Genomic DNA, 19,288 nt, shown 5'->3' with positions numbered 1-19,288 from the left:
CGTCGCTACAGCGAGCGCCGCGCCGTGCGCACCGGCGCCGCCGCAGCCAAACGCGGACACCCCTGGACCATCGGAGACGCACGTGTCGCGCTGGACCTGTCGCTGCCGGTGACCGAAGCCGCCATCCAGGTAGGCCGTACCGCCTCGGCCGTCGAGTCCCTGCGTGCGAAATGGCGCCGCGGAACTTTGGCCGAAAGCCTTGCCCTGCAAGTACCACCACCACCGCTGACGTCCGACGATGCCGGAAAGGGGCACCCGTGACGACCTATGTGATCAAGGACGGTCGGGTCTTCGAGCTTGGCGAAGACGGCGAAGCTGGTGACATCCTTGACTGGATCATCGCCGAACGCTGTCGCGAACTCGACGGCCCCCTGGTCACACTCTCCCGACAACAGGTTGTCACCCGGCTTGGCCGGGGCATCCCCGAGGATTTCCCCGGCCCCGATGTCGTGGTCGGGGACCCCGAACAGGGGCCCACCCGAGGCTGGTGGGAACCGACCGTCCAGCGATATCTGCTCACAGACCGTCAGGACTCCGCCGGTGATGACACTACCGCTACCCAGGACAACGCAGCTGGCGCCGACGAGGACCCGCAGCACTGGCCCCGGCGTTCCCGCCAGTGGGACGACGTGGCGCTGTCGGCGGCCGATCACCGGGTACTGATAGCCACCAGCTATGGCATCGTCACCCCGGCCGGCGAAGTCAAATCGCGGCCACTAGGTCAGCCCGGGGACCTCGGCAAACTGGCCACCAGGTATCGGTGGAGCAGCCGCGCCGACCAGGGCGACCCCCAGGTCTGGATCACCGGGGAAGCGCTCGAAGCCTTGAACTTCCCCGCCGATCAAGCCAACGAGGCGTCCCTGCCCGATCTGGTCGCCGAATTCTTCGGCGCCACAGTGAAATACGCCCAGTCTGGCTACTTCACCTGCCAGTTCAGCGCCGACGAAGCCGACGGCGGATCCGACCGCACCATCGAGGTCATTCTGATGCCGGCAACCTCATTGCAGCCGTCTGCAGCGCGCCCCTCCGATCGGGGCATCATCGGTATCGAAGGGACCGACACCCTACTGCCTGACGACGAGGTCGACGCGGCGCACCTGCTCGGCGATCGCATCGCCTGGTTGCACGAGATCGACGAGGCGCTACCGGCACCGCGCTGGACACGTGTGGGTGTGCACATCGCCGAATCCGGCATGCGGCGGGCCCGCCCGAAACCCAAGACCGATCCGCAGGCCAAGGTACTTCCCTGCCCGCTGCCGGCCGCGGTGGACGAGCGCGGCAAGTTTCCCAGCCAGTGGTGGGGCCCGGCCAGTTGGCGGCGCAAGCCCCATCGCAGTCGTGGCAAGGGTGTCGATGTCGAACTCGACCAGCAGGCGGCGTATCTACCCTCGGCTGAAGGTCTCTACCTGGGCTACGGCAAACCTCAGTGGGAGAGCATCGAGGCAGCCGTGTTCGACGAGCAGCGACCCCCGTTCGGGCTGTACCAGATCACCGTGCCCGCTGCCGACAGTCTCGACGGGCTGTCACCGAAGCTGCCGGTGCCGCACCCGGGCATGTCGTGGACCAAGGAATCAACGTTCTGGGCGACCACGATTGATGTCCAGCAGCTCATCGCACCGCCTGACAACGGTGGCGCTGGTCTGGCCGTGGCCGAACTGCAGATCGAAAAGGCCTGGGTGTGGCCGGAGCAGCACCAGTGGCTCAAGCAGTTCGGAGAAACTCTGCGCGCCAGGCTGGTTGCCGCCCGCGCGGCCGGCCGCACCGACTACGAGAACATGATCAAGGCCATCTACACCAGCTACCTGGGCCGGCTCGCCGGCACCGGTGAGGGCGCGTTCAAGCATCCCTACCTGCACCACCAGCAGCCTGCCTGGTACGCCGCCATCGAAGGGTTCACTCGCTGGCGAGCGCTGCGTTACGCCCGGCGCATCGGCCGCGACTTCGACCTCTATCCGACCGAATGCCTCGCAGACGCGTGGTTCTACCGGGTCCCGGACGGGATCAACCCGGCGGACCTGCAGGACCCGCTGCGTTCTGACGGGACGCGCACCAACGGCAGTTATCGGCTCAAGAGCATCCCCGATGAGGTGCTGTGAAATTCTGGAAGCTCTCAGGCGGGGCATCGCCGGCCCCACAGGGCCAGGGATTTCAGGAGGCGCTCAATGTGCTCACCGAGCGGCGCCTCAGCGAGATGCGCGGGGTATGGCAACGCATGCCCGAGCGGATGCGCCGTGCCGAGGCAGGTAGGCGAGCTCGCAAGGAGATGGCCCGCCGTATCGCCCAGCACACCGACACCGAAGCGCTGTCGGAGGCGACGATTGCGCGCCGCGGCCGCCGCGATCAGGCGCCGGCAGGTGTGGACAAGCTATGGCTGGATCGGTGGGCGGCGATCGATCGCGCTGGTGGCATGACCAAGATGGCCCGCCAGCTCGGCACCACACCGGCGCGTGTGCGGAGTTGGCGCGACTCCGCTGATCCCGCGGCGAAGCTGCCGTCACGGCGTCGCGACGAGAAGGTGCCGCCGGGCGCTCCGACGCAGCGGATCGGTGTGGAGACCGACGGGTTTGTGATCATCAACGGCAAGGAGTACCCCAAACGTATCCCGGAATCCGGCGGAGAGGACTACGCAACCCTGGATGTCGACCCTCAGGGTGAGGTGATCGAGGCGTGGGTCAACGACGACACCGAACGCCTCTACGAGCTTCTCGCCGACGAGATCGTCATGCAGTGGATTACTCCTCGCTGGGATCTGCCCGCCACCTATGAACTCGGCTACCGGATCGAAACGCTGTTGAAGTTCCTGATTGACCCGTGACCGTTGCTCTGCGTGCCGCGGGTTCGGAACTCGTGGGCCGGACGGCCGAGCTGCGCGGCCAGCCGCCGCCACCCCGGCGGAGTGAGGCTCAAACCCGAGGCTGCGGCACTCAGCGATGCGGGCAATTGCGCGTCCCGGGCGGCTTGGCGTGAGCGTAGGTCGCGCTCGCGCAGCGCGGCGACGAACTCGCCGTAGGCGGTGTCGAGCGGCAGTTGCATGAACAGTGCGTTGAGTCGGCGATAGATTTGGGCGTAGGGCACATCGATGCTGTAGCCAACATGGCGGCCGAGGATGGTCAGTAGCTCGCCACGGCGCAGGATGCGAAACAGCGAGGACATGTCGAGACGAGACAGGCCACCGCCGGCCGAGCGCACCACATCGAGAGCGTCGTCATCGGTGAGCGTCACCACGTCGATGTGCGCGGCCGTCTGTGCGGCTGCCCGGCTTGATTCTGACTGCGGAATCCGGAGTCGTTTGATCGCGAATTCGGGAGTCAGTCCACGCCGTGGGCTGCCGGTTTTGATCACGAATTTCGGAGTCGGTCGGACGCGGTGTCGGTGAACGGAGCGCTGTTGTATCGCTACGTGGTTTTGCGCCAGGTGATGGCGTATCGCCATAGCGGGAGCCGACGCCAGGTCATGCCGGGGAGCAACGCCGCCGCGGTCTGTTTGACCTCGGTGTAGGTGTGGGGGAACTGCATCTGGACCGGAGCGTTGTGCTGCCAGAAGCCGCGGGTGCGGGAGTAGATCTGGTGCTGGATGACCCCTACGGCATCGGAGGCGTAGTCGGGCAGTGTCGAGCTGCGGGCGCAGCCGATCACGACCAGCGTGCCGCCGGGGGCGGTGAGGTCGGCGAGGCGCTGCAGACCGGCCGTCAGGTCGGGGAAGTGGTGGATGGTCGCGACGGCGGCAATGAGGTCGTAGTGCGCCTCAGGCAAGGCGAAGGTGAGGACGTCGCCGTTGATCCAGGTGATGTCGGTGGAGGCGGTGGACCGAGCAAGGTCGATGATGTCGGCGTCGAAGTCGATGCCGGTCACGTCGGGGATCTTCTCAGCGAGCCGAACCGCCAGCAGGCCGTCGCCGGTGCCGACGTCGAGCGCGGTGCGCGCGGCTGGTGACACGGCGTCGAGCACGAGGTCGTAGTAGTGGGTGTTGTGGTTCCACCGGTGTTGTTCGTCGCTCACCGCACCACTGTGACATGCGGAACCGGCATGGGGTCGTGCCGTGAGGCCCCGCTCGGGTGCCGCCGCTACGGTGTGGAGCTTTCTGTGGTGGTGTCACCGCTGCGGGCGCGGGTCTGGGCGAGCCGGAAGGAGTCGGTCCCGGTTTCGATGATGTTGCCGCCGAAGGTGAGCCGGTCCACGATGGCCGCGCACAACCGTGGGTCGGTGAACGTCTTGGTCCACCCGGAGAAACTCTCGTTGGAGGCGATCGCGACGGAGGCTTTCTCTTCGCGTTCGGTGAGCACCTGGAACAGCAACTCGGCGCCGCGGCGGTCTAGTTCCATGTAGCCCAACTCGTCGATGCAGAGCAGATCAACCCGGCCGTAACGGGCGATGGTCTTCGACAGCTGTTTGTCGTCGGAGGCTTCGACGAGTTCGTTGACCAGCTTGGTGGCCAGGGTGTATTTCACCCGGTAGCCGGCCATTGCAGCCTCGGTGCCCAACGCGATCAGCAGATGGCTTTTGCCGGTACCGGAGTCGCCGATCAAACACAGCGGCAACCCCTTCTTGACCCATTCGCATTTGGCCAGGGTGTGCACGGTGGCGGCGTCGACGTGCGGATTAGCATCGAAGTTCCAGGCCCGCAACGACTTATCACGCGGGAACCCAGCAGCCTTGATCCGCCTCGCCGCCCGGCGCCGGGCCCGGTCGTCGCATTCGGCCATCAACAGCTCGGCCAGGAATCCGCGGTAGGACATTTGCTCGGCGGCGGCCTCGTCGGCCAGTTCGGCGAAGTTGGCGCGGATCGTGGGCAGGCGCAGCATCCGGCAGGCCTGCTCGACCGCGGCGTCGGAGGCTTGCTCGGTTAGTCCGCGCCGGTGCGGCAGACTTGTACTCACAGGAGTCGTGGTGGTCATGGGGTGGCGGTGTCCTTCCTGGGGTTGCGCAACAGCGTGTCGTAGGCCGCGACCGAGGGCAGCGGCCGAGAATCGGTAGGCAACGCGGCCAGCCGCCGTGCGGTCAGCGACGCCACCGCCTCGGCCTCGGTTTCGTAGTGTTCATCGGAGTTTTCAGAGGCGTTGTCCTCAGCCGCCTTTCGCGCCTCCAGGACCACGGCATCGGCGGTCAGCGCGCCGGCGGCCAGAGCACGGGCCAACCCGATGACCACCAGCTCATGGGGCAGGTGGCGATGTGCCAGCAGCACGCCGATCAGTTCGCGGGTGCCTGCGGCGTCGCCGTGAGTCTTGCGGGCCGCGGCCCACCAGGCATCGTGCACGGGGGTGAACCGTCCGGCTGCGCGGGCCTGCTCCAAGGCCGTCGACCCCGGCAGAGCGCCGGGTTTGCGCAGCAGGATCTCCAGGTAGTGATCCAACTCGAGGCAAGTTTCGGCCTTGCCCGGCAGGCGTTCATGGGTGGCGACCAGCTGGCGATCGCAGTACACCTCCAGATGCGAGGCGTGCAGCTGCACCCGCACTTGGCGGCCGGCGAACCGGACCGGCACCGAATACCGATTGGTGCGCACCGTGATCTGGCTATGCCGATCCACTCTCAGGTTGAACCAGCGGCCGGTCTCGAACGCGGAGTCCGGCAACGGCACCAGCAGTGGCGCCTCCACGGCGAACAGTTCACCGACGGTGCGGACCCGCGAACCGATCCGCCGGGCAAGATCATCGGAATCCCATTGATCGATCATTGCGTTGAGTTCGGCGATCGATTCGACCTGCGGGACCGGCACGAAGTGATTGCGGCGAAACCAGCCGATCTGCCCTTCCACGCCGCCCTTCTCGTGAGCGCCCTGGATACCGGGCTGGCAATAGAACGCTTCTACGGAGTAGTGCGAGCGAAACGCCACCCAACGGTCGTTCTCCACCCGGTGCCGCGACAACCCCAGCACCGCCGAGACCGCCGATTTCAGGTTGTCGTAACGGATCCGGCCGAACGGCACCCCTCTAATATGCGGGTGTCGTTTGTCAAGCCCGGGACGGGTCTGGCGCCGTCATGAGGCGTCCTGGTCGAGACGGGCCAGCAGGCCGTCGAAGACCTTGGTCCGCCCCAGTTGACCCTTGGTGGCCGCGTCGTCGCGCTGCATCTGCAGGGTGGGACGGAACTCGATGGTGGTCTGGAAGAACGTGCACGATTCGCAGATCGATTCGAAGTGACAGTCCATCCCGACCGGGCGTGCGCAGTAGCCGTTGCCCAGCATCCGCCGGTGCATCTCCGCGCGGAGCTTGCGCATCTCGGCGCCCTCAGCGTCAGCGGGTAGTTGCTTAGGCGTCTGATAGAGCGCCTCGACCTTCTCCGAGACGGCAAAGTACTCGTCGGCGACGGTGCGGTCGGCGATCCTGGCGTAGACAAGCGTCATGTGAAATGAGCGATGCCCGAGCAGGGCAGCGATCGCTTCGAGCGACATGCCGCGGTTGATCGCCTGTGTCGCCAGGGTGTGCCTGAGGCGATGGGGTGAAACACGACCAATGCCAGCTGTTTTGGCGGCTTTGGTGACTGCGGCATCGACCCGCGAGACTGGGATTGGTCGTCCTTGCTCGACGAAGATCAGCCTGCTGCGCAACTCTTCTGGGCGTTTGGCGAGCCACTCGTCGAGCAGTTCCTTCAACTGGGGATGCAGCGGGATGTAACGGTCGGTGTGCAGCTTGCCCAGCGGGACGTGCAGCCAGTAGGCCGAACCGATCTGTACGACGGCGTCGGTGGTCAATGCCAGGTATTCACCCTTACGCATGCCGGTGCGGGCCAGGAACTCGACTGTGAGCCGAACGAACGGGTCGTCGTCGGCGCGGGCGGCCTGCAGCAGCTTGGTCGCCGCGGCATCGTCGAGAAACCGGGGCAGGGTTTCATCGGGTATCGGCATGTCGGAGGCCAGCACCGGGATTTTGGTTGGTGCGTCGTCGATTTCCCATTCGAGCAGTCGGGTGAAGAACCCGCGCAGCGCGCAGAGTCGGTCCTTGATCGTGTGACGGTGCAGCGGACCGCCTCGCAGTGCGGGCCGTTCGGCCAGCCAGCACTTGTAGGCCTCGACGTGTGATCGGCCGAGGTCGGCGACGCATCGAGCGGATGGGTCGTGCTCCGTGGCGAATCCGGCAAATTCCCGCAGAGTCGCCTCGATGTTCTTTACCCGCCCGGGGCGCAGCGTGGTCCCTACCTGTTCCAGGTAGGTGTGCATCGTGGTGCGCATTCGTTTGGGCACCTTCGCCCACTGTGCGGCGCGGACGTCGGCTTTGGTTCGGGCCCGTTTGCGGGGCAGTTCGTCGATCACGCCGGCGTGGAATAGGGTCGCTTCCAACCCGAAGATCGCCGTGGAAAGACCGCGGTGTGACTCGCGGCCGTAGCGGTCTGCGGCGGCGAGTAGTTCGTGGCGCGCGCCGTCGATGTCGGCGTGGGTCAACCGTTCAGGCGCCAGCCCAGTCAACGCGCAGATCTGCGCCAGGGCCGACCATTGTGCCTGCGCGGTCTTGATCGGAAATGCAAGCGTTGCAGCGGTATTCATGAACAATGCGTGGAACACCGGCCAGTGCCGTGACAGGATGATGCCCAGCCGGGGCCGCCGCGCAACCAGATAGTCTGCGCTCGGGCGCAGCTGCCTCGTCGCGATCAGCCAGGCGACGAACCGGTGCACCGCGTGGTTAGGCGCGAGCTGCTCGTCGACCGGCAGGTCGGTGAAGGCCTGCGGTTCTCCGACGTGCACCAGGAACCATCGAGCGCCCCACAGCACCTTGTGATCGGGCAATTGACCGATGTCCCACAGGTCGTTCTTGTAGGCGGTCACCAGATCCAGCGCCTCGCCGGCAAGTCTGTAGGCGGCCATCAATTCTCGCCGTTCTCGACCCGGTCGGCGATCTCCTGCTCGATCGCGTTCACCGCGCGGGCGTACTCCTCGGCCAGCCACGCGTTGGCCAGGTGCAGATAGACCCTGGTCGACTCGATCGAGCGGTGCCCAGCCTGGGCCTGCACCGCCTCCAACGCCATCCCGGCCTCCCGCAGGCGGGTCAAGCACGTGTGGCGCAGCTGATGACAGGTGGCGTGGTCGAGTCCCGCCCGCGTCCGAGCGCCGTCGAGCACCTGGTCCACCCCCGCGGCCGTGAGCGCGCGACCGCGGGTCGGGCCGCGCAGCACCACGAACACATGCTCGGCATTGGTGTCCGGCCGGTCCTGCTCGATGTAGTCGGCCAGGCTCGCAAAGAACCGGTTTGCCACCGGCACGATCCGCTGATGCCCGCCCTTGCCCTCGGCGATGAACAACCGCCGCTCCGCGACATGCACGTCAGACATCCGCAAGCCGAGTACCTCGCACCGGCGCAGCCCGCCCAGCAGCATCGCCAACACGATGGCGCGGTCCCGATGCGTGCGCAGCGCCCCCATCAGTGCGTCGACCTCGACCGGTGACAACACCTTCGGTAGCGTCCGCGGCGTACGGATCAAGGGCACCCCGCGCGCACCCGAGCCCAGCGGGCACCGGGCACCCACACCGTGCGGCACCGGATTACGCCGCACATCGACATCGTCACGTGCGAGCAAGTACGCGAAAAGGCCTGACACACTTGCTAATCGACGCTTCAACGTCCGCGCCGACAACCCCGACTCGCCGTCCTCGAGTCGCACAACACCGGCACCCCGACGCGGCGCCCGCTGCACGACGAGGAACTCCATCACATCCGTAGTCGACACCCGCGCCGGCTCCTTGCCGACCACTGAGAAGAAGACCTTCAGGTCATACGCCGTTGCCAGCACCGTGTTCGGTCGGCAGCGCGCAGCGACAAACCGCAGATAGTCATCGACAAGCGGATCACCAAGACTGGCCCGGACCTCACCGTCCGGGCCGGTCGAACACACCAGACACGGTGTCCACAACATCGGCGCTCCCCGTCGCGGGTTGCCCCCATTCTCACGCCGCTCGGGCTCGAATCGTGGAATCGACACCCGCATAACCACCAAGAACCTCGAAAGCGTGCACGTGGCCCTCCAGGAACGCCTCCTGGCCGGCTGAGAGGAACACCCGGTGCACCGCCCGGCCGGAGAACGACAGCCGCAGCGAGAACAACGTGCACGTGACCGGTTGACCGCGCAGCTCGATCACCACGTCACCGAAGTCGACCTCTGCCTCGTCGCCGGGGCGGTGCGACTGCGGCACGAACACCTCGACTGGGGCACGACCGGATTCGGCCAGAATCTCCCCGCGACGCAACGACACATACGCCCGCACCCGCGAATACGACACATCGGCTTGATGCTCATCACGTAGCCGGTCGAAGATCCGCTTGGCTGTGTGGCGCTGCTTGCGCGGGGCCGTCAGATCCGCGCGCAGCCAGCCGTCGATGGCCTCGCGGTAGTCGTCGATCTTGCTGCCTCGGTCGGGGTAGTGCTTCCGCTCGTCCGGCCAGGCCGAACCCAGAGCTTTGTGCACCGTCGTCCACGAGACCCGGTACTCACGCTGAATCGCCCGCGCCGACTTGCCAGCGCGGGCGTCCCGGCGGATCGCCGCATACAGCTCCACCTTCGAGCCCGAAGGCCGCACACCGACATCCAACTCGGACCACGTGGACAGCCGGTGACTCCCGAATTCACAGTCATCGACTTCACCGTGACAACACCGACTCCGAAATCCGTGCTCAAACGACTCCCGAATCAGCAGTCAAAGTCACCCGGCTTGCCTTCTGGCGAGTGGTCACCACGTTGACATACTCGAAACACTTGCTATAGCAGAGCATCTGCATGTCCAGTCGAGTGAAGCTGTCGAGGCCGGTTTTGATCTCGTACGCAGCGGCAGACTTGTCGGCGACGATTAGGTCAGCGATCGACATGGAGACCCGCAACCCGCTGATGGCATTGCTGGTGTGCCCCGGTGCGCTCAGTGTGTGGACCAAGCTGTTGGCGAAGACGTACTCACAGCGATACTGGCTGGCAAGTTCGGCGTAAGCCAAGTCGAATGCGTCCCCCAGGGTGTCGTCAGGGCCGGCGAGCTCGGCGATCAGGGCGAGCCGATCAGACGGCAGCGGGTGATGAAGGGCGGCGAGCTGGCGGATGGTTCGGGTGGTGAAGGCTAGCGCCAGCGCTCGACCGAAGTCAGCCATGGCCGGCCCCGCAGCGGCGAAGGGCATCGAGCATGCCGCGCGCCTCGTCGGCGTAGAGAGCGGCGCGGTCACGCTCAGCGGTCGAGGCGGTCGGATCCAGTGCAACGGTCGCCGCCAGGTCGCCAGCGTCCACGCAGAACATCCGTCGACGCTCCGCGGACTCGGCGTTGACCGCGCTGTGCAGGCTCAGCCGCGATGCCGCCAACACGTCGGCCAGGGAGTGTGCAGACATGGTAGCGACCACCTCCGTTAGTGCGTAAGCCTCAGTAGCGCAAATAGATTCACTCCATTGACTCACGAGGGCCGGTGGTTATCCAGACCACCGCAAACCCGGGCCCACTGTGCGGCCAGGCGGTGTTGCGAAGCGCGGCTGCCGGTCCTAGCGGCCCGCAGCGGCGTGACGGCGCCGCGCCTTATTCAGAATGTTCAGCGCCGCGTCGAGCACCTGTGGGTCCTGCATCGCTGCCTGCAGCGCATCCATCTTGGCCACCCCAACCTCGTTGCATACCAGGCCGGACACGGTGTACAGGAGCAAGGCGTCCTCGCCGATGTCGGCATCAAGAATGCGGTCTCCCTCGATCATCCGCAGCACTGTACGTCTGCGTGCCCGAGTGAGGTCTGGTGCCGCATAGGCCCGAGGAGCGCGGGGCAGATTCGGGCCGGGAGCGGCCCCGCGCCGGCCTGGCGTTGTGGGAGCAAGGAATCCGCGTTTGCGTGCTGTGGCAATCCAGTCGCGAATGGTCGGTTCAGGTCGGTCGAACATTGTTGAGAGGCGGCCGATCGCTCCGCGGCCGCGGGCTGCTTCACCGATGTAGGCCTCGGCGACCTCGATCAGCAGCTCGTCGCTGAGTTCCGGGCGCCCCCTGCGCCTGGCGGTCACCGTGGTTGTGTTCTCCAGAGCTCGACGCTGATCGCCGGAGAGGTCCTCGACCCGCAGGCGTGTGTTCCCGGGCATCTGCTGTATGCCCTCGTTGCGCCACGAATCATCGGGCAGGTCGCGTTCGACGCGAGCGAGGATGTCCCCGAGCGGGATGCGGCGCAGCGTATCGCTTGTGATCAGGGTCGTGGGCTCGTCGGGGTCAGTAGGGTCTTGGTCATCGGGATGCAGGTAGTTGTCGTGGTCGTCGAAGCAGCCCCAGTTGCGTCGGAACAGCTCCAGCTCGGCGACCTCAAGTCCGCGGCCGCGGCTGATCAGAACCGCGTACACAGTGACGGGCAGATCTTCGCAATAGTAGACGATGTCGCAGGCATAGCCGCGGGCCACGAGGCTTTTCTTTGATGTAGATCTCCAGGCGGTCTCTTGGCCACTCCTCGTCGACGGTGGCGGCGTAGCTGTCGGAGTCCCCATTGCGTGGCCCGAAGCCCATGTCGAAGAACGATCCCTTGGTGAGATCAACCAGCTGGCGCATACGACTGCCGGTGTATGACAGATCCCGTATACGCAGGTCGGGGTCGTTGATGAAGTCGACTCCGGCGCTGCCGGTGGTCTCGCTGCTACCCATGAAACCAGGCTAAGTCAGTAGGTCCGCGAGAGAGAGGAGAAAACTGTACGAGTTAGCTCGCGGAGTAAGTCAGCGCCTCGGCTAGTGCGTGGGCCCCTTTGGCTTTGGTTCGTACCCCGCAGGTCGTTACGCCCGGAAGTGAAACTCGGGGACGACGAACTGCACGGTGAAGGGGTCTAGTCGTACCGGGCCCGGGAAAGAGAACCACCGCTTTGGGGGATCAACGGTCCGGTATCGGCCCTGTGTGAACAATGCGGCCGGCGAAGTCCATTTGATCCATTTGATCCCAGGCAGAAGCGCCACCTCGGCGGTGTAGAGCATATCTCTGCCCTTGCTGTCCTTGTTCCCCGTGGAATGCATGTGCGCGACAATGTGGACGCCGTAGTGAGAATCGTTGTCGACGTTGCTATCTCGCACACTCATCCTGGCCATGGGGGTATTGATATCCCAATCTCGCTCAGCCGCGTTTTCAAACCCATAGACCTTGTCTTTGCGGTACATCTGAATATCGACGCCCTGATAAAGATGCTTCGCCGTTGGCCGGCCAACGGACTTCGGCCACCAAATCGATGCCCAGACCAGAGTCTCGTCCACGACCATTGCCGCCGGGAACTTCGCTAGCAGATCTGGGGGCGCGTGACGCGGTGGACGAGAGATGTCCCATGGGACGGCATCCAGAGCCGCTAACAGCTCATCAGGAATATCTGCGTCGAACTCGGTCATCTGCATCCCCCGGGCCGCTCACGAGTTGCCTTGATCAGACTACGTTCACACGGCCGCCGGCGGTTCGAATTGCCAGAGTTGCTATTCGCCAACTTGCGGGCAGCAACGGACCGTCAACGGCGAAGGACGTTGACCCGCGGCTTTTCTATCAGGGGCGCATCATCAGGCCCTTTTATATGGGGGCCAATCCATTTCGGCTCGCGCAGGCTCCGGTTCGGGCCCTTGGCCTGCTGGCGCCAGTGGGGGCGCACCCACCAGCGGTGGCTGTACTGACGATGGGACTCGTCAGTGCTTTCGGCAGGATTACCAGGCTCGGTACGGTGCCGAATGTCGACCAGGGTCACCTGCGTCGGCAGCGTGGTTCCGGATCCCTTCTGCCGCGCCGGCTCACCTAGTCGAGTACCGGAATGATCTGAAAGGGTGCGAGTCTGAGTGGTGCTGGTCTGATGCATCAATAGCCAGGCAGCGCCGACGACACTGATGAACGGATGGGCATCCTCGGCGCCGTTGGCCTCTGCGGTGCGATTAGCGCGGGGATCGACCACAATGCTGGTTGCCGCCCAGAGTGGGGTGGTCACCTGATACGGCTCCAGCAGGGCGGCCTGCTTGGTGAACCGGCTCGCCGGCGCGAGCTGAAGGAAACCATCAGAGCGGGTCCACCACCAGACCCCGTCCCAGCTGACATCGGCGGTCGCTGAGCCGGGCGCGCCGAACGGCACCGAACCGGCGGGCTTAGCCCAGCAGAGCAGACCGTTGGGACAAGGGATCGCGAGCGCCGGTGTCCACTCCGGCAATGACGACGCTGCTTCCACGATGAAGTCGACCATCGGACGCGCAACCCAGAACAACTCGGCGTCGCGCAGGGCGGCCGTCTCGGTCTGCATGACCCGCAGCTGTGCGGCCAGCTGGTCCTGCATCTGCCGACGGCGGGCTGCCGACGCGCGGTCGTGGAACGGGGCTGGTGGGGCCAACCCAACATCGGAGAAGCGGTGAGCCACTGCATCGAGAGCGTTACACCACCGCTGGCGGATCTCGGGGACGCTGGTTGCTGCCCAGGTCGGCGATGCACGCCGGCCGCTCATCGGGCCGCCACCGAGGTCGTCCGGGCCCGCGCGTTGGCGGGCTCGATGGTGCCGACCGTCTTCATCTGGGCAGTCTGACAGATGCGCCGTCTTCGACGTTGCAACAAATGCCTCCGGTCGAGCCCGGGGGTGCTTCTGGTCGATGGCGGTAAACTTGGCCCCACAGGCCACACAAGGGGAGGTAGCCGCCCATGGCGCTTGAAGTCGATACACACGCCGTTGACGCCTACGCCGAGTCCTGCCGGACCGTCGGCGCCGAGGTCCAGGCAGATTGCCAGGCAGACCCTTCGGTTGTTGCGGCGATGGAATCGGGATACGGGCCGGTCGGGGCCGCATTCACCGCCGCGTTTGGCGAGTTCCAAACGGCTCTGCAAGCGGCAGGCGCGCATGTGGCCAGCCGGTACGAGCGCCACGCAGATGACCTCCGGGATGCCTCGCAGCGCTACACAACCTCCGATCAAGACGGTGCACAGCGAGTCGGGTCGGTGGAGGCTACGCCGGTCGGTGCTTTCGACGGTCCTGGTGGATACGCCGACCCTAACTGGGGCGATTTCACCGAGGGCAGCATTCAGCCGCTGCCCACCGGGCCCGCGGGCGCCGGCCCGGGGCCCAGCGTGAGCGGTGGCCTGGCTCCGGTGCGGATCACTTAAACTGCGGCCACGTGCCCAAGGGGAAGACGAGGCGTGCGGAACAACAGCAATGCGTGGACCGGGGCGTGGATCAGTCCCAACGGTGTTGAGCATTGGGTTCAGCGCGGTTACTGCGTGACCTGTAGCGGTCTTCACCAGCAGCCTGACGACGCCAGGGCAACCGTTGTACCCACACATATTCGAAAAGGGTGATCGAACCTCCCGGCAGGCTGCCGGTCTGTCGCGAACGGCGTGCCGCGTCGCCAACACGCCATCCGCTGCTCCGCGACAGCAGATCGGCAAACCTGCGGTTTCGCGATGGCATCTCACGTAGCTTGTTTGAATCGGGGAACGGAGTATTCGCTGCGCGGAGTCGGTCTAGCCGTTGTCGTCGGGTGCGGGTTAGTTGCTGCGTGCGCCAGCAATGAAGCACCGGCTGATCGTTCCTCGCCAGTAGCGACCACAACTGTCACTGCACCGAGAATGGCGCCGAGCAGTTCGCCGGCACCAGCGCTCGCCCCAGGTGGATCAGCCGCGCCGGATACAGATACATCAGACGGGCCTGCAGCGCCTCCGCATGGGAAGACACTGGCCGGCCAGGACTCGATGTGTACCTCACCCACGGTCGGGGCACCAGTTGATCTGATCTCGACGCAGGTCCGTGTGGGAGACACCCCAGGATGGGAGGGCACAACCGCCGAGGTGACCATCACCTACACCGGCGATGTTCCTCCCGCCGCCCCAGTGCTGTGGTCGCTACTGGCGAGTAACCCGGACGGAGACTTCATCCAACTGGGCTACGACGAGCTCGGCGGGCAGACACTGGAGTACTTCTGGTTCGAGTCGCCACGCGATGGGCAGGCAATGAACCACAACATGGTCGGGGGTGCCGACACCAGTGAGGCCGGCACGGTCAGAATGGTCTTGCCGGCCGCAGCTGTGAGCCTCCTTGGCGACGTGTGGTGGTGGTCAACAGCGGTCAACGTCGACAATGAAGACGTCGATACCTGCTGATGGCGTGATCGCACCACCCCGCTATGCCTGCAAGACAACCACCCGCCCCGCCCGGCACAGAGTTGGGGAGGGTGCGGCGTGTTGCACAGCTGTCGGGTAGGAGGAGGAGGCGGCGGGCGGTGGTGGCGCTCAGCGGCAGCCGTGAACATCGAGAGGCCATCTGTGTGGCGCATTTTGTCGGTGTAGCACAGTAGAATTGGCGGTAATGGCACGCTATCGGGCTGGCCTCGTATCCCACGGAAAGGGGATTCTGTCGTGACTGCTTCGGTGTTGGGTTCTCGGGTTGTTGATCGAATGGTAATTCCCTCAGGGCTGGTAACCCAGACGCTGGTCGTTGTGCGACCGAGTCCGGGGCATATCTCGGTGTCGGATTCGCGAACGGACCTGGCGGTGGTGTCGGTGCAGTGGGGTGATGTCCTGATGCGGTTCACCTCGGCGGCGCAGGTGTCCGCGGTGCTGGAAGCGTTCGGTGCTGTGCGTGAGGCTTTGCGTGGCGCTGTGGGCACAGCGATGCTCGGGGAGCAGCGTGAGGAGTGGCCGGGCGTGTCGGTGGTGTCGGTGACGTGGACGCGACCGCCGGAATGGTCAGTGGTGCCCCAGTGCGGCGTTCGGCAGCGTGGGGGCAGTGAGGTGCGGTGGGTGGACGTGCACATGGGGCCTGTGCTGTGGCGCGTGGTGGACTGGGCTGGATATGAGGCTGCGCTGGCGGTGCTTCGCAACGCGCATAGAACAGCGGTAGCGGTGTTCGCAGACGGAGGCCGATTCCGGGCCGACCCGTCGAAGATCGACGCGATTGGCGGCCAGCGAGCCCGCGTGCGGACGGGGAGCGAGTAGCGCGATGTGGCCGACAGGAACACAGATCAGTGGCGACGGCAGATATGCCATTCTCCCGGACGGAACACTGGGGTGGAATCGTCTGGGCGAGGACGATGTTCGCCGTGAGCTCAGGCGGTGGGACCTGGGCTCCGAGCGGACGGCCGAAGGCTGGAGAGTGGCGGTCTGCAACAGGGCCGGCGCCACGTTGTGGGCGAGCGACCCCATCGCCCGCGTGGAGTGCGTCGGCGTGGCGAGGCAGCGCATCGCCGAGATCTGGCCGGGATCGACCCTGACGGAGCACAGGTGCGGGCTCAATGCCTATCGCCGGGGGTATCGACCCGACTGTGGAATGCCGCACGCAGAGTGGCACCTCGGCGGTGCGTTATACGTCGGTACGCCTGGGTCGGCCAGATAGCAGGTGTTAGAGCGTCACGACCGAGGCGCCCCTGACGTACTCAATCCGGCTGGATCGATAGATGCGTATCGGGCTTTCGGGATAGGTGTGCCCGTGGATGACGAGCAGTGGGCGGTTGGTATCGATCCAGTCGCATAGTGCCGCGATGCCAACATGGGCCGGGTCGGTGTGATCGTTGATGCCGGCCGGGGGGGCAATGCGTAACGAGGACGTCCGCGGCGGGCAGGTCGGCAACCATCTCGGCATACTCGGCTTGGGTGTAGAGAATGTCGCGGCCGCGCCGTTTGTAGCGGACGCAGCCTTCGAGCCCGACGAATGAGGTGCCGTCGACCTCAACGCGATTGAGGTGAAGGTTGGTGACGCCGAGGGTGTCCAAGTAGCTTCCGTTGCAGTGATTCCCATAGACACCGTAGGTAGGTACTGGTACTTCGGTGAGTTGTGCTCGGCGTAGCCAGGTTTCGTTGAGGTCACCCGCTGTGACGACAATGTCGGCCTGGTGGGTGGTGACGGCTTCGGGAATGGCGCCCCACTCGGGCTCGGTGTCGGCGAGAACCAGCATGCGCATAGATCCCGATTATGGACCGGATCCCCCAGTACCAGTGAAGGTGGTGGGTCGGCTCAGTGGAAGTGATGGTGCCTTGTGCCGGGATCGAACCGGCGACCTTCCGCTTTTCAGGCGAACGCTCATCCCAACTGAGCTAACAAGGCCCTTCTATTACAACGTATTTGGTGCACGGACGCATCCGATTTTCTGCTGTCGGTCTGTGTCAGCGAGCAGTGGGTTCAGTCTTGTCCCAGATTCTTTCGGGGTCGTTGAGTGAGAGCCAGATGCTCAGGTCCCACCCGTGGGTGTTCGCGTAGTCGCGGACGTAGCGATTGCGGACGTTGTTGATGATGTCGGCGTGTGTCCCGGTCCACGGCTGGATGTACGCGGGGTCACCGCCAACAACGTCCCCGACGAGGAGGCGCCCCTGCTTGAGAAGTGCCGCGATGAGGTCGGTAGCCAGCGAGCGGCGGTCGTCGGCGGTATCAGCGATGTCGCTGTGGGCGACGAGTGAGTCGAGGTGTGCCATTGGCAGCACGTCGCCGTCGAGACTGTCGAGCAGTTTGGCGCATAGGTCAGCCAGGGCGCGTTCCTGTGCGGCGTGTGGAGGGGCGCCTTCGGGGCTGACCACAATGTTGACCTTCCGTAGTAGACGCGACGGGAGACCGTCATGGTGCCGATCCGCGTACTCCACAGTGTAGCACTTGTGCTATTGTTGGCGAGTGGAAACGGTGGGCTTGCGTGAACTGCGACAGAATGCCTCGGACCTCATTCGCCGTGTTGAAGAGGGCGAGGAAATCACGATTACTGTGGCTGGACGGCCAGGTGCGCGTTTGGTGCCGGCGACACCGCGGGCATGGCGGCGATGGTCCGATGTGGCGGAACTCTTCGGGGGGCCCGCAGATCCCGCCTGGGATGCGGATCGCGACGAAATAGACCATGGCGTGCGTGATCCGTGGATCGTCCGGTGAGAGCGATCCTGGACACCAGCGTGGTGATAGCGGCGGATGTAGCTCCCGTTGAGGGGGAACTGGCGGTCAGCGCGGTGACGTTGGCCGAACTGCACTTCGGTGTCCTTGTGGCCAAGGAAAGCAAGGTCCGCGCTGAGCGGTTACGGCGACTTCTCCTACTGCAACGGAGCTTTGATGCCTTGCCGCTCGATGAAGCTGTGGCGGCCAGCTACGGCCAAATCGCCGCCGCAGTGGTGGATGCCGGGCGACAGCCGCGAGCTCGATCGATGGATCTGCTCATCGCGGCGACAGCGCACGCACATTCGGCCAGGCTCTACACACGAAATCTCGGCGACTTTCGCGGCCTTGAGAGCCTGGTAGAGATCATTGCAGTGTGATCCGCGCAGCAACGGGGTGCTGCCCTGTGTGTGCTGATCAGGCGTGTCCGCGCGGGTTGTTGGGGCCGAGTTGGTCGAGGATCATCTGGCCGAGAATGCGCAGGGCGGGGTTGTCACTGTTGATCAGTTCTTCCGGAGGGATGTACGTGCCCCAGGTGGGGTCGGGCTGCGTAGCAGGGGTGGGCATGTCGGGTACACCGCCGCGAGGGTTGATGTGGACTTTGGTGTAGTCCTGCCCGGGGATGGTGAAGTCCAGAGCGGGTAGGTTGTTGGACCCAGCCACGGGCCGTTGTCCGATGGTGGTGCCGTCGGGGAGCTGGTAGCGGGTGCCCTTGCCGGGCTGTCCGTAGCCGTCGGGTATCTCGGTGCCGCCTTGGATGGCCCACTCCCAAAGGTTCTGAAGATCTTCAGGGGTGCGTACCTCGCGAATGTGGGGTCGGTTGCCGATGGGTAGTTGGTGGAGGACTTCGGCGATCTCTGTGCCTGTCGGAGGCCTGTCAGGATCAGGTGGAGGTGCTTGCGGGACGGTGTGGTCGATGAGCTGGATGCTGTCATCGGCCGCTTCGGGTGTGGTCGGCAGCTCCCTGGTAAGTGCCGACACTTCGTGCGCGAGGGTGGTGAGTTGACTGGCAGTGTCGGCGACGAGGGCGCCGGCTTCATCGATGCGGAGTGCGCCGGCTGCGAGTAGCGCGGCCTGGCCGGCGGGTGTGTTGGCGATCGGGGAGAAGACGGCTTTGTCGCGTTCCCATTCGGTCTGGATCGCAGTGAGTTGGTGTCGTGCATCGGTAACGACTGTGTTGGCGTGTTCGATGGCTGTGGCAGCCCTGAGGTGTGTGTTGCGGAGCTGTTGGATATCGGCGGCGAGTTGAGCCGAGGTTGAGGTTGCTCGGTCACTGGCGATACCTCGCCAGGAGGCGACACCGGCGGGGTTTGCCGTGGCGATGTGAAGTGGCCGTGGAGTACTCACGTGGCCGGTGCCGAGCAGTGCCTGGGCCTCGCGGAGCGCCGCGTCGACAGCGTCAGCGACCATTGCCACATGGTAGGTGCAGGTGGTTGGCGTTGGAGTTGTCAACGGTGAAGTTTCCGTTTCGGTGGGGGCGGTGCTTTGTCCGTCCGCGGGCTCGATGTGCGTCGAGTGTTGCGGGGTTTAGCGGGGGG

22 protein-coding genes, 1 tRNA gene and 1 pseudogene are annotated in these 19,288 nt (G+C 65.1%); 8 read left to right on the top strand and 16 right to left on the bottom strand.

Annotated elements, in window-relative coordinates; translation table 11 throughout:
- The 3 genes from MSZK_RS12790 to MSZK_RS12780 form a co-directional block, all read left to right on the top strand.
- The coding region (locus tag MSZK_RS12790) for a hypothetical protein (protein WP_099248388.1) at window positions 1–261 on the top strand (261 nt) is incomplete at its 5' end.
- A complete protein-coding gene (locus MSZK_RS12785; RefSeq protein WP_099248333.1) occupies window positions 258–2,096 on the top strand; it encodes a hypothetical protein in 1,839 nt (612 codons plus the stop codon). The genes MSZK_RS12790 and MSZK_RS12785, both read left to right, overlap by 4 nt.
- Window positions 2,093–2,815 carry a hypothetical protein gene (locus MSZK_RS12780; protein WP_099248331.1) on the top strand — a complete coding sequence of 241 codons (723 nt, stop codon included), beginning with the start codon at window positions 2,093–2,095 and terminating at the stop codon, window positions 2,813–2,815. The genes MSZK_RS12785 and MSZK_RS12780 overlap by 4 nt, the downstream gene beginning before the upstream one ends.
- Here the strand turns inward: MSZK_RS12780 and MSZK_RS12775 are convergent.
- The 12 genes and pseudogenes from MSZK_RS12775 to MSZK_RS12720 all read right to left on the bottom strand — a co-directional run bounded on the left by MSZK_RS12775 (window position 2,773) and on the right by MSZK_RS12720 (window position 13,199).
- Window positions 2,773–3,222, bottom strand: a complete 450-nt coding sequence (locus MSZK_RS12775; RefSeq protein WP_199203312.1) for a hypothetical protein — start codon at window positions 3,220–3,222, stop codon at window positions 2,773–2,775. The genes MSZK_RS12780 and MSZK_RS12775 overlap by 43 nt on opposite strands.
- 173 nt (window positions 3,223–3,395) lie before the next feature.
- Complete coding sequence (locus MSZK_RS12770) at window positions 3,396–3,998, bottom strand: bifunctional 2-polyprenyl-6-hydroxyphenol methylase/3-demethylubiquinol 3-O-methyltransferase UbiG (RefSeq protein ID WP_099248329.1); 603 nt, start codon at window positions 3,996–3,998, stop codon at window positions 3,396–3,398.
- A 65-nt stretch (window positions 3,999–4,063) separates the two neighbouring features.
- The gene (istB, locus tag MSZK_RS12765; protein WP_052612256.1) at window positions 4,064–4,894 is read right to left on the bottom strand and encodes an IS21-like element helper ATPase IstB; all 831 of its coding nucleotides are present in this window, start codon (window positions 4,892–4,894) and stop codon (window positions 4,064–4,066) included.
- Window positions 4,891–5,922, bottom strand: a complete 1,032-nt coding sequence (locus MSZK_RS12760; RefSeq protein ID WP_099248327.1) for a hypothetical protein — start codon at window positions 5,920–5,922, stop codon at window positions 4,891–4,893. Before MSZK_RS12760 ends, istB begins: the two co-directional genes overlap by 4 nt.
- Before the next feature lie 51 nt (window positions 5,923–5,973).
- Window positions 5,974–7,794 carry a tyrosine-type recombinase/integrase gene (locus MSZK_RS12755; protein WP_099248325.1) on the bottom strand — a complete coding sequence of 607 codons (1,821 nt, stop codon included), beginning with the start codon at window positions 7,792–7,794 and terminating at the stop codon, window positions 5,974–5,976.
- Complete coding sequence (locus MSZK_RS12750; protein ID WP_099248323.1) at window positions 7,794–8,840, bottom strand: tyrosine-type recombinase/integrase; 1,047 nt, start codon at window positions 8,838–8,840, stop codon at window positions 7,794–7,796. Before MSZK_RS12750 ends, MSZK_RS12755 begins: the two co-directional genes overlap by 1 nt.
- 369 nt (window positions 8,841–9,209) lie before the next feature.
- Window positions 9,210–9,501 (bottom strand): annotated as a pseudogene (locus MSZK_RS33580) (IS21 family transposase); the annotation flags it as partial.
- Window positions 9,502–9,595: 94 nt separating this feature from the next.
- Window positions 9,596–10,057, bottom strand: coding sequence for a sce7726 family protein (locus MSZK_RS12740; protein ID WP_233211267.1), 462 nt, complete (start codon window positions 10,055–10,057; stop codon window positions 9,596–9,598).
- Window positions 10,050–10,289, bottom strand: a complete 240-nt coding sequence (locus MSZK_RS12735) for a hypothetical protein (protein WP_099248319.1) — start codon at window positions 10,287–10,289, stop codon at window positions 10,050–10,052. The genes MSZK_RS12740 and MSZK_RS12735 overlap by 8 nt, the downstream gene beginning before the upstream one ends.
- A 147-nt stretch (window positions 10,290–10,436) precedes the next feature.
- Window positions 10,437–11,321 carry a hypothetical protein gene (locus tag MSZK_RS32640; RefSeq protein ID WP_199203311.1) on the bottom strand — a complete coding sequence of 295 codons (885 nt, stop codon included), beginning with the start codon at window positions 11,319–11,321 and terminating at the stop codon, window positions 10,437–10,439.
- Window positions 11,322–11,685: 364 nt separating this feature from the next.
- Window positions 11,686–12,282, bottom strand: a complete 597-nt coding sequence (locus MSZK_RS12725; protein ID WP_099248386.1) for a hypothetical protein — start codon at window positions 12,280–12,282, stop codon at window positions 11,686–11,688.
- 113 nt (window positions 12,283–12,395) lie between these two features.
- Complete coding sequence (locus tag MSZK_RS12720; protein WP_233211266.1) at window positions 12,396–13,199, bottom strand: hypothetical protein; 804 nt, start codon at window positions 13,197–13,199, stop codon at window positions 12,396–12,398.
- Between the two features lie 356 nt (window positions 13,200–13,555).
- Here MSZK_RS12720 and MSZK_RS12715 point away from each other — a divergent pair, with 356 nt between their 5' ends.
- The 3 genes from MSZK_RS12715 to MSZK_RS12705 all read left to right on the top strand — a co-directional run bounded on the left by MSZK_RS12715 (window position 13,556) and on the right by MSZK_RS12705 (window position 15,841).
- Window positions 13,556–14,014, top strand: a complete 459-nt coding sequence (locus tag MSZK_RS12715; RefSeq protein ID WP_099248315.1) for a type VII secretion target — start codon at window positions 13,556–13,558, stop codon at window positions 14,012–14,014.
- A 642-nt stretch (window positions 14,015–14,656) separates the two neighbouring features.
- Window positions 14,657–15,007, top strand: coding sequence for a hypothetical protein (locus MSZK_RS12710; RefSeq protein WP_233211265.1), 351 nt, complete (start codon window positions 14,657–14,659; stop codon window positions 15,005–15,007).
- Between the two features lie 336 nt (window positions 15,008–15,343).
- Entirely contained in the window at window positions 15,344–15,841 is a 498-nt protein-coding gene (locus MSZK_RS12705) for a hypothetical protein (RefSeq protein WP_232491408.1), read from the top strand.
- 437 nt (window positions 15,842–16,278) lie between these two features.
- Here the strand turns inward: MSZK_RS12705 and MSZK_RS12700 are convergent, their stop codons facing one another.
- The 3 genes from MSZK_RS12700 to MSZK_RS12690 form a co-directional block, all read right to left on the bottom strand.
- A complete protein-coding gene (locus MSZK_RS12700; RefSeq protein ID WP_233211264.1) occupies window positions 16,279–16,803 on the bottom strand; it encodes a metallophosphoesterase in 525 nt (174 codons plus the stop codon).
- A gap of 66 nt (window positions 16,804–16,869) precedes the next feature.
- Window positions 16,870–16,946 (bottom strand) — tRNA-Phe (locus MSZK_RS12695).
- Between the two features lie 59 nt (window positions 16,947–17,005).
- Window positions 17,006–17,413 (bottom strand): hypothetical protein, encoded by a 408-nt coding sequence (locus tag MSZK_RS12690; RefSeq protein WP_233211263.1) that lies wholly within the window; start codon window positions 17,411–17,413, stop codon window positions 17,006–17,008.
- 91 nt (window positions 17,414–17,504) lie between these two features.
- On the opposite strand from MSZK_RS12690, the gene MSZK_RS12685 reads away from it, so the two are divergent.
- Both MSZK_RS12685 and MSZK_RS12680 read left to right on the top strand, forming a co-directional pair.
- The gene (locus MSZK_RS12685) at window positions 17,505–17,753 is read left to right on the top strand and encodes a type II toxin-antitoxin system prevent-host-death family antitoxin (RefSeq protein ID WP_011896301.1); all 249 of its coding nucleotides are present in this window, start codon (window positions 17,505–17,507) and stop codon (window positions 17,751–17,753) included.
- On the top strand, window positions 17,750–18,130 hold the full coding sequence (locus MSZK_RS12680) for a type II toxin-antitoxin system VapC family toxin (protein WP_011896302.1): 381 nt from the start codon (window positions 17,750–17,752) through the stop codon (window positions 18,128–18,130). Before MSZK_RS12685 ends, MSZK_RS12680 begins: the two co-directional genes overlap by 4 nt.
- Before the next feature lie 37 nt (window positions 18,131–18,167).
- Here the strand turns inward: MSZK_RS12680 and MSZK_RS12675 are convergent, their stop codons facing one another.
- Entirely contained in the window at window positions 18,168–19,160 is a 993-nt protein-coding gene (locus MSZK_RS12675) for a hypothetical protein (RefSeq protein WP_099248384.1), read from the bottom strand.
- Window positions 19,161–19,288: the final 128 nt, after the last annotated feature.

This window comes from Mycobacterium sp. shizuoka-1, from assembly GCF_002723835.1.
Taxonomy (GTDB): domain Bacteria; phylum Actinomycetota; class Actinomycetes; order Mycobacteriales; family Mycobacteriaceae; genus Mycobacterium.
This window is presented reverse-complemented; position numbering and strand designations above follow the sequence as displayed.

Excerpts from the sequence above, each read along its gene's own strand:
- istB (WP_052612256.1), bottom strand. The coding sequence starts at position 4,894 with ATGACCACCACGACTCCTGTGAGTACAAGTCTGCCGCACCGGCGCGGA.
- MSZK_RS12755 (WP_099248325.1), bottom strand. The coding sequence starts at position 7,794 with ATGGCCGCCTACAGACTTGCCGGCGAGGCGCTGGATCTGGTGACCGCC.
- MSZK_RS12750 (WP_099248323.1), bottom strand. The coding sequence starts at position 8,840 with ATGTTGTGGACACCGTGTCTGGTGTGTTCGACCGGCCCGGACGGTGAG.
- MSZK_RS12740 (WP_233211267.1), bottom strand. The coding sequence starts at position 10,057 with ATGGCTGACTTCGGTCGAGCGCTGGCGCTAGCCTTCACCACCCGAACC.
- MSZK_RS12735 (WP_099248319.1), bottom strand. The coding sequence starts at position 10,289 with ATGTCTGCACACTCCCTGGCCGACGTGTTGGCGGCATCGCGGCTGAGC.
- MSZK_RS12725 (WP_099248386.1), bottom strand. The coding sequence starts at position 12,282 with ATGACCGAGTTCGACGCAGATATTCCTGATGAGCTGTTAGCGGCTCTG.
- MSZK_RS12720 (WP_233211266.1), bottom strand. The coding sequence starts at position 13,199 with ATGCAGGACCAGCTGGCCGCACAGCTGCGGGTCATGCAGACCGAGACG.
- MSZK_RS12715 (WP_099248315.1), top strand. The coding sequence starts at position 13,556 with ATGGCGCTTGAAGTCGATACACACGCCGTTGACGCCTACGCCGAGTCC.
- MSZK_RS12700 (WP_233211264.1), bottom strand. The coding sequence starts at position 16,803 with ATGCGCATGCTGGTTCTCGCCGACACCGAGCCCGAGTGGGGCGCCATT.
- MSZK_RS12675 (WP_099248384.1), bottom strand. The coding sequence starts at position 19,160 with ATGGTCGCTGACGCTGTCGACGCGGCGCTCCGCGAGGCCCAGGCACTG.